This window comes from Umezawaea endophytica (genome assembly GCF_025061645.1).
Classification (GTDB): Bacteria; Actinomycetota; Actinomycetes; order Mycobacteriales; family Pseudonocardiaceae; genus Umezawaea; species Umezawaea endophytica.
In genome coordinates, this window is record NZ_JANYMP010000034.1 from 83,296 (window position 1) to 91,101 (window position 7,806).

The 7,806-nt window shown below is 70.5% G+C and carries 6 protein-coding genes and 1 pseudogene; 6 read left to right on the top strand and 1 reads right to left on the bottom strand.

The genetic code is table 11. From position 1 onward, the window contains the following. The first annotated feature begins 2 nt into the window (after nucleotides 1-2). Together NZH93_RS42700 and NZH93_RS42705 are read left to right on the top strand one after the other, a co-directional pair. Nucleotides 3-1,229: a cytochrome P450 gene (locus tag NZH93_RS42700; protein WP_259629049.1), complete on the top strand. Its 1,227-nt coding sequence runs from the start codon at nucleotides 3-5 to the stop codon at nucleotides 1,227-1,229. Nucleotides 1,230-1,276: 47 nt separating this feature from the next. Further along, nucleotides 1,277-2,299 (top strand): helix-turn-helix domain-containing protein, encoded by a 1,023-nt coding sequence (locus tag NZH93_RS42705; RefSeq protein ID WP_259629050.1) that lies wholly within the window; start codon nucleotides 1,277-1,279, stop codon nucleotides 2,297-2,299. Here NZH93_RS42705 and NZH93_RS42710 read toward each other — a convergent pair whose 3' ends face one another. Next, the gene (locus NZH93_RS42710; RefSeq protein ID WP_259629051.1) at nucleotides 2,300-3,421 is read right to left on the bottom strand and encodes an FAD-dependent oxidoreductase; all 1,122 of its coding nucleotides are present in this window, start codon (nucleotides 3,419-3,421) and stop codon (nucleotides 2,300-2,302) included. A 98-nt stretch (nucleotides 3,422-3,519) separates the two neighbouring features. On the opposite strand from NZH93_RS42710, the gene NZH93_RS42715 reads away from it, so the two are divergent. The 4 genes and pseudogenes from NZH93_RS42715 to NZH93_RS42730 form a co-directional block, all read left to right on the top strand. Continuing rightward, on the top strand, nucleotides 3,520-4,194 hold the full coding sequence (locus NZH93_RS42715) for a TetR/AcrR family transcriptional regulator (RefSeq protein WP_259629052.1): 675 nt from the start codon (nucleotides 3,520-3,522) through the stop codon (nucleotides 4,192-4,194). A gap of 583 nt (nucleotides 4,195-4,777) precedes the next feature. Continuing rightward, nucleotides 4,778-5,269, top strand: a complete 492-nt coding sequence (locus tag NZH93_RS42720) for a YbaB/EbfC family nucleoid-associated protein (protein WP_259629053.1) — start codon at nucleotides 4,778-4,780, stop codon at nucleotides 5,267-5,269. Between the two features lie 35 nt (nucleotides 5,270-5,304). After that, entirely contained in the window at nucleotides 5,305-7,080 is a 1,776-nt protein-coding gene (locus NZH93_RS42725; protein WP_259629054.1) for a WXG100 family type VII secretion target, read from the top strand. A 34-nt stretch (nucleotides 7,081-7,114) separates the two neighbouring features. After that, a pseudogene (locus NZH93_RS42730) lies at nucleotides 7,115-7,806 on the top strand (hypothetical protein); the annotation flags it as partial.

The window sequence follows — 7,806 nt, forward strand, 5'->3', positions numbered from 1 at the left end:
CCATGACGAAGCCAGGAACCCGGCCGGACGCGCCGAGTCGTCCCCTGGTCGACTTCGACCACCACTCGGCGGACTTCCGCGAGCGCAACCACGAGATCATGGACGACCTGCGGTCGCGGTGCCCGGTGGCCTACACCGAGTCGCACGGCGGTTTCTGGGTGCTGACCGACTACCGGTCGGTGGCGGCGGCCCTGCGCGACGACGAGCTGTTCAGCTCCTGCCCGTCCGTCGGCATCCCGCCGTCCCCGATCCCGACGGCGATCCTGCCCGCCGAGACCGACCCGCCCCTGACCGGTGAACTGCGGGCGATCACCGCCCGCCACTTCTCCCGCACGGCCGTCCAGGCGGCGGAGGAGGGCATCCGGGAGATGGCGGGCGACCTGGTCGACGCGTTCGTCGAACGGGGGGAGTGCGACGTCGTCGCGGAGCTGGCGACCCCGTTGCCCGCTCGGGTGATCCTCGCGATGCTCGACTTCGACCAGGACCGGTGGGCCGAGTGGGTCGACTGCGTGCACGCCGTGCTGCACGACCGGAACAGCGACCCGGAGAAGGCGGCCGAGGCCGCGGGCAAGATCTTCACCACCATCTCCGAGGAGATGGAGCGGCGCACCACCGACGGTCTCGGCGGCGACCTGCTCAGCAGCATCATGCGCGGCACCGTGGAGGGCCGTCCGCTCGACGCGCTGGAGGTCACCATGTACGCCTTCGTGATGTTCCTGGCGGGCATGGACACCACGAGCGGGCTGTTCGGCAACGCGCTCGTCGAACTCGACCGGAGGCCGGACCTGCGCAGGCGGCTGATCGAGGACAGGTCGCTGTTCGGCGCGGCGACCGAGGAGTTCCTCCGCCGCGACACGCCGTCCCAGGGGCTGGCCAGGACGGTCACCCGCGACACGACGTTCTTCGGCCAGCGGCTGAGCGCGGGCGACTCGGTGCTGATGATGTTCGCCGCGGCCAACCGCGACCCCGAGGTGTTCGACCGTCCACATGAGATCGACCTGGACCGCCAGCACTACAAGCACTTCGCCTTCGGGATCGGGGCGCACCGCTGCCTGGGCGCGAACCTCGCGCGCACGATGTTCCGCGTGATGCTGGACGAGGTCCTGACGCGGCTGCCGGACTTCCGCGTCACCGGTCCTGGCGAGCGGTTCGCCGACAGCGGCGAGATCCACGCGCTGCGGAGCCTGCCCATCGCGTTCAGCGCGGGTGCACGGCGCGGAACCGCCTAGCGCGCGGGGCTTGCGCCTCAAGCAGCTTGAGGTACCACAGTGGGCCCATGAACGACGACGAGCTGCACCCCATCGGACACGCCGCGCGCCGCAGCGGACTGAGCGTGAGCGCCGTGCGGTTCTACGCCGACGCCGGGATCATCGAGCCCACGGCCCTCTCCTCGGCAGGGCACAGGATGTACGACGTCCACGCCATCGCCCGGCTGGAACTGGTCCGCACCCTGCGCGAGCTGGACACGGACCTGGACGAGATCCGCCGACTGCTCGACGGCGACACGACCCTGCACGACCTGCTCGTCACGCACCTGGAGATCGTCGAGCGCCAGGAACGTGCCCTGCGCGCCAGGCGGGCGGTGCTCAGGACCCTGGTCAAACAGGGCGGGACCACCGCTCGGACCGACCTGATGCACAAGCTCGTCTCGATGACCGACGAGGAGCGCGAACAGGCCGTCGACGACTTCTGGAACGACGTCGGCGAGGGCCTGGACGTCCCCGAGGGCTTCGTCGACCGGTTGCGCGCACAGCGCCCGATCCTGTCCGCCGACCCCACGGCCGCCCAGCTCGAGGCGTGGATCGAACTGGCCGACCTGGTGGCCAGCCCGACGTTCCGCGCCGAGGTCCGCGCGTACCTGCGCGACACGTACTCCGCACCGGAGGCGCGAACGCTGGCGACCGAACCGTTCCAGGAGTTCATGCACGTCACCGGGGCACCGCTGATGGAGGAACTCCTCGCCGCCCACCGCTCCGGCGAGTCCCCCGGGTCCCCGTGGGCCCAGCGTGCCGTCACTCGCTTCCTGGAAGCGGCCACCGCGCTGTCCGCCACCCCGCTCACCCCCGAGGTCCGGAACCGGATGGCCGACGGCTACCGGCAGGTACCCGACATCCTGCGCCGGATCGCCGAGGAGGACGCCACCTCCGAGACCCCCGTCTACGACGACACCCACGGCCGGTACGCGACCCTGGTGGCGTTGATCAACGGAACCGACCAGGCCCACGACCCCATCCCGTACACCTGGATCGCCGACGCCATGAGCACCGACGCCCCGCCACGTTCCCAGGAGGTGTCCTGATCAGCTCCCGGTGAAGGCGTTGATCAGGTCGTGGGGCGTGCCGTCGCCCAGCATCACGTGGAGGTCGGGCGCCTCGGCGTTGGACGCGGCGGTGCGCACGAACATGGCCTGCTCGTACGCGGTGAGCGCGGCCTCGACGTCGTCGGGGTGCGCGGCGATGGCCTTGCCCAGTTCGGCGCCGTCGTACAGCGCCAGGTTGGCGCCCTCACCGTTGGGGGCGGTGAGGTGTGCGGCGTCGCCGAGCAGGGTCACCCCCGGCGTCCGGTCCCACCGGTGGTGCTCACCGGGGAGGTCGTGGATGTGGCGCAGGACCGGCGGGGTCTCGCCATCGGTGATCAGCGCGGTCAGCTCCGGTGCCCAGCCGTCGAACTCCCGCACGACCCGTGCGGTGGCCGCGGCGGGATCGGTGAAGTCGATGGCGGCGAACCAGTCCAGCGGCCTGGCGAGCATCACCCAGGTGTGGAGGTTCCCGCCGCGCTCCCGGTGGGCCAGGATCCCCTTCCCCGGTTCGAGCACCATCATCGCCCCGCCGCCGACGGTCTTCGCGCTGGTCGGGTGCCGGTCGTCGCCGTCGAACAGGTGGGTCTCGACGAACGAGAACCCGCTGTACACGGGCTTCGCCCCGGTCAGCAGCGGCCGGACTCGGGACCAGGCGCCGTCCGCGCCGACCAGCAGGCCCGTGGTGGCGGTGGTGCCGTTGGCGAACGCCACCTCGTGGCGGCCGTCGCCGAGGGCGCGGACACCGCTGACCTTGTGGTCCCACCGGACGGTGCCGTCCGGGAGCGAGTCGAGCAGCATCTGCCGCAGTTCACCGCGCTGCACCTCGGGGTTGCCACCCGTGCCGTCGTCCGGCACGTCGAGCAGGACGTTCCCGTCCCGGTCGAGCAGCCGCATCGCCTGGCGCCCCTCCAGGACGAGTTCGCGGAACCGCTCGGTCAGGCCCGCGGCCTCCAGCGCGGGCTGGCCGTTGTAGTCGCGGATGTCGAGCAGTCCGCCCTGCCCGCGCGTCGACGAGGAGGGTTCCGCCTCGTAGACCGTGGACGGGATGCCGTGCACGTGCAGCACGCGGGACAGCGCCAGACCGCCCAGACCTGCTCCGACGATCGTGATCGGTGTCGTCATGGGTTCCTCCGAACTCACTGGGCCGACCCCGTTGGATCGGCGCTCCAACAAGCTAGCACGCCTTTGGATCGGCGCTCCAGTCGTGCGATGATGGGCCCATGGGGAAGAGAACCGCGCCGCGATCCCCGCGACGCACGGACGGCCTGACCAGGGAGCGGATCATCCAGTCCGCCACCGAACTCCTGGACGGCGGCGGCGAGGGCGCGTTGACCCTGCGCGCGCTCACGCGCCGCCTGAGCACCGGCTACGGCGCGATCTACCACCACGTCGCGGACAAGGACGACCTGCTCGCGGCGGCCACCGACGACGTCCTCACGCGGGTGCTGTCCGGCGCGGTCGCCGGCCCGGACCCGCGCGAAACCCTGCGTGGCCTCGTCCTGGGCCTGTTCGACGCGATCGACGCGCACCCCTGGGTCGGGGCGGAACTCTCCCGGCAACCGTGGCGGCCCGCGCTGCTGGACTTCTACGAGCGCGTCGCCCAACTGCTGGACGCGCTCGCCGTCCCCGAGAGCGCGCGCTTCGACGCGGCGGGCACGCTCATGAACTACGTGCTCGGAGTCGCCGCGCAGAACGCCGCGAACGCCCGCCACCTCGCCGACAGCAACACGGACAGGTCGACCTTCCTGGACGCCGCCGCCGCGCAGTGGGCGCAGGTGAACCCCAGTCGGTACCCGTTCGTGCACGCGGCGGTGACCCGGCTGCGCGAGCACGACGACCGGGAGCAATTCCTCGCGGGCGTCGACATCTTCCTGACGGGCATCGCCGCCCTCTGACCCACGGGCCGGGCGGGTGGGTCTATCGCCCGCACCGGGGACCACAACAGGTTCCACACATTCGCTATTGCACTCGACCGGATGCGTTCGCGAATGCCCCGCGTGCTTTCGGGCACCTTTCGGTGTAAATCCGGCTACACCGGTGACGGATGTCGGGAAATCCGAACCGGAACGACTTCACTCCCGTGTTGGTGGTGTCCGGGCGTACCGGATGGGGGATTTCGGCTGCCCGCGGGAAGTCGTCGTGGACGGGAGGTGGGCGTGGGTCGATTCGCCTTTTCCGGACATAGCCGTCAGGGCGGGGAGGGGGTCCAGTGCCTGCTCGCGCCCGTGGTGAACAACGTCACTCCCCACTGGTCTAGTGGTGAACGAGACGGTGAACCTTTGTCGGCGACCGCACGTGTACGAGGTCGACATCACCGCGTCATCTAGCAGGACGGGCGTTCGGCTAGCATCCCCGTCGCCGCTCCAGCGGCGAATTCGTTCGGAGTGACGTCCTGAGCGCGTCCGACTTTCGCAGTGGGAGGAGCGGCCCGACAATGCCGATCAAGACAGCGCACCGGTGCCGTCACAGGAGGCCCTCGTGAATCCGCAGCAATGGTTGGACGAGTACGAGGCCAAGCTGGCCGACCTGAAGAAGAAGTCCGAGGACCTCCAGGAGAACTTCACCGCGTCCAGCGCGACGGCCACCAGCAAGGACGGCTCCGTCACGATCACCGTCGGCCCCAACGGCGGCCTGCAGAACCTCCAGCTCGGCCGCCGCGCGATGGAGATGAGCGCCGCCCAGTTGACCGGGGCGATCCTCCAGACGGCCGCCGTCGCCCAGCGCCAGGCCGCCGAGAAGGTGCTCGGGATCTTCCAGCCCCTCGGCGAGGGCACCGAGGCGATGTCGATGGTCAGCGACGCGATCCCGGCCGACGAGGTCGACGCGGACGAGGACGTCGACGAGGTCGAGGAGCCCGTCGAGCCGCCACCGCCCGCGCACCGGCCCGCGCCCGCCGCGCCGACCGTGCGCCCGCCCACCAGGCCGCGCCCGGCGGCCGACGACGCAGACGACGACAACCAGCCGTGGTGACCGGCTCCGGTCTCGACAGGAAGTAGGCAGGAACAATGGCCGAGACGCCGATCGACTCCCCTCCCGGTATGCACATCACCGAGGAGAACAAGCTCAAGGGCACCCTGTTCGTCGAGGCCTTCGGCAGCCTGATCGACGGGATCAGCAAGGACGCCGAGACCGAGACCGAGAAGGCGCTCGACATCACCTTCAACGCCATCGGCGCGGCCGCGTCGACGGTGATGTTCGTCATGGACCCGCTCGGGTCGCTGATCGGCGCCGGGATCGGCTGGCTGATCGAGCACGTCAGCTTCCTGCGCGACGCGCTCAACCAGGTGATGGGCAACCCGGAGGAGATCCAGGCCAACGTCGAGGCGACCAAGGCGAAGGCCGTGGAGCTGCGCGTGCTGGCCGAGGACCACCGCAAGGGCCTGGCGACGTTCGACGGGTGGACCGGCAAGTCGTCGGAGAACTTCAAGGCCAGCATGGACCAGATGGGCGCGGAGCTCGACCAGCTCGCCAACGCGGTCGAGACCAAGGCCAAGATCGTCGGCATCACCGGCATGCTGGTCACCGTCCTGCGCGACATCATCCGCGACCTGATCTCGCAGCTCCTGGGCTCCCTGATCGCGGGCGCGCTCATCGCGGTGGCCTCCGCGTGGATCACCTTCGGCGCCTCCATCGTCGCCTTCGTCGGCTTCGCCGTCGGCAAGGCCGTGGCGCTGGGCACGAACATCGCCGCCCGCATCGCGCGGGTGGTGGCGTCGCTGAGCAGGCTGGTGGGCAAGATCGGCAACCTCGACGACGTGGTGGCGAAGGTCAGCAAGGGCTGGGACCGCTTCGACAACGCCGCCGACGTCGCCGAGATCAGCTACGAGGGCTACAAGGCGTCCGACGACGTCGACGACGCCATCGACAAGGGCGTCAAGGACGACGAGGCGAACGACAAGGTCACCGCGGCCAACGACAAGGCAAAGGAAGCCGCCGCGAAGTACGAAGAGGCCAAGGCGAACGAGACCAAGCAGGCCGACGAGGCCAAGGCCGCCAACGACAAGCTCAGCAGCGCCTCGGACAAGTACTCCGCGGCCAACGACAAGCTCAGCTCGGCGGCCGACGCGGTCAACGCCGCCGCCGCGTCCGGCGACCAGGCCCAGTACGACGCGGCCAAGGCCAAGTACGACACCGCGAAGGTCGAGGCCGACGCGGCGAAGTCCGAAGCCGCTTCGGCGGCGACCAACGCCGCCAAGGAGAGCCGCGACGTGAGCGACGCGGCCAAGGCGAGCTACGACTCGCTCCAGGCCGCGAAGCCGTCGGAGGACGCCGCGAAGGCCGCCTACGACGAGTACAAGGCGAACAACCCGACGGACCCGAGCAAGGCCAACCCGGCGCAGACCGCCGCGGAGACCGACCTCGGCACCAAGAACGACGCGGCCAAGGCGGCGAACGAGTCCTACGAGAAGGCGAACGCCGACTTCGCGGCCAAGAACGCCGCCGCGGCCGAGGCGAACGCCAAGGCGTACCAGAGCGGGTCGGAGGCCGACATCAAGGCCGCCGAGCAGGCGAGCAGCACCGCGAGCGCGGCGGGCGACAAGGTGGAGGCCGCGGCCAACGAGGCCAAGACCACCGGCGAGGCCGCCAAGACGAGCTACGACGAGTACCAGAAGAACTACTCGTCCGGCACTCCCGCGCCGACCCAGGCGCCCGCGGACCCGTTGCAGCACGCCAGGGACGTCAACGCCAGCACGAGCGTCACCGACGCGGGCAAGGGTGACGCGTTCTTCGGCGGCGCGAGCGATCCGTCCAAGACGAACGGTCCGACCGTGCAGGTCTAGTCCAGCCAGCCCCACCTTTGGAGAGAAACCGGTCATGGCTGTCAACTCGGGTAGTCCGAACGTCAACCCGAACCCGTCGGTCAACACGAACCCGGCGCCCCCGCCCCCTCCGCCGCCCGCGGGGATCGGGTCGGGGCCGACGGGGAACTCCGGTTTCTCCCAGAGCGAGTCGACGATGACCGGCCTCCAGGGCCGGGCGGGCGACATGCAGACCAGGCTCGGCAACATCTCCAGCGGTCTGCGCGGGCTCAACCTCGGCCTGGGCTCGCTCGGTCCGATCGGGCTGTTCGCGGTGCCCGCGCTGAACAACTCCAACGACAACGCGGTCGCGCAGGCCGAGCGGGGCTCGAAGGCGTTCGGGGACGTCCAGCAGGGGTTGCGGGCCACCCAGCAGGTGACGGCGTCCACGGACACGAACAACGCCTCGTCGTTCCGGGGGATCGACCCGAACAACACGTTCAAGCCCGTGCCCGGCGCGGCGAACTCCATCGCGCCGCCGCCGAAGCAGGGCGGGGCGCAGGTCTCGCAGAAGCCGAACATCCCCGGCGCGTCCGGTCCGGCTCCCGCGCCGACGCGCACGGCCGGTGGTCCGGCCGTGTCGACCGCGCCGAAGGTGCCCGGTGCGGGAGGCAACGTTCCGGGCGTGAACGCCGGTCCTGGCGGGGGGAACGTCGCGAAGGCGCCGACGATCCCCGGTGCCGGGACCACGGTTCCCGGTGGCAAGGG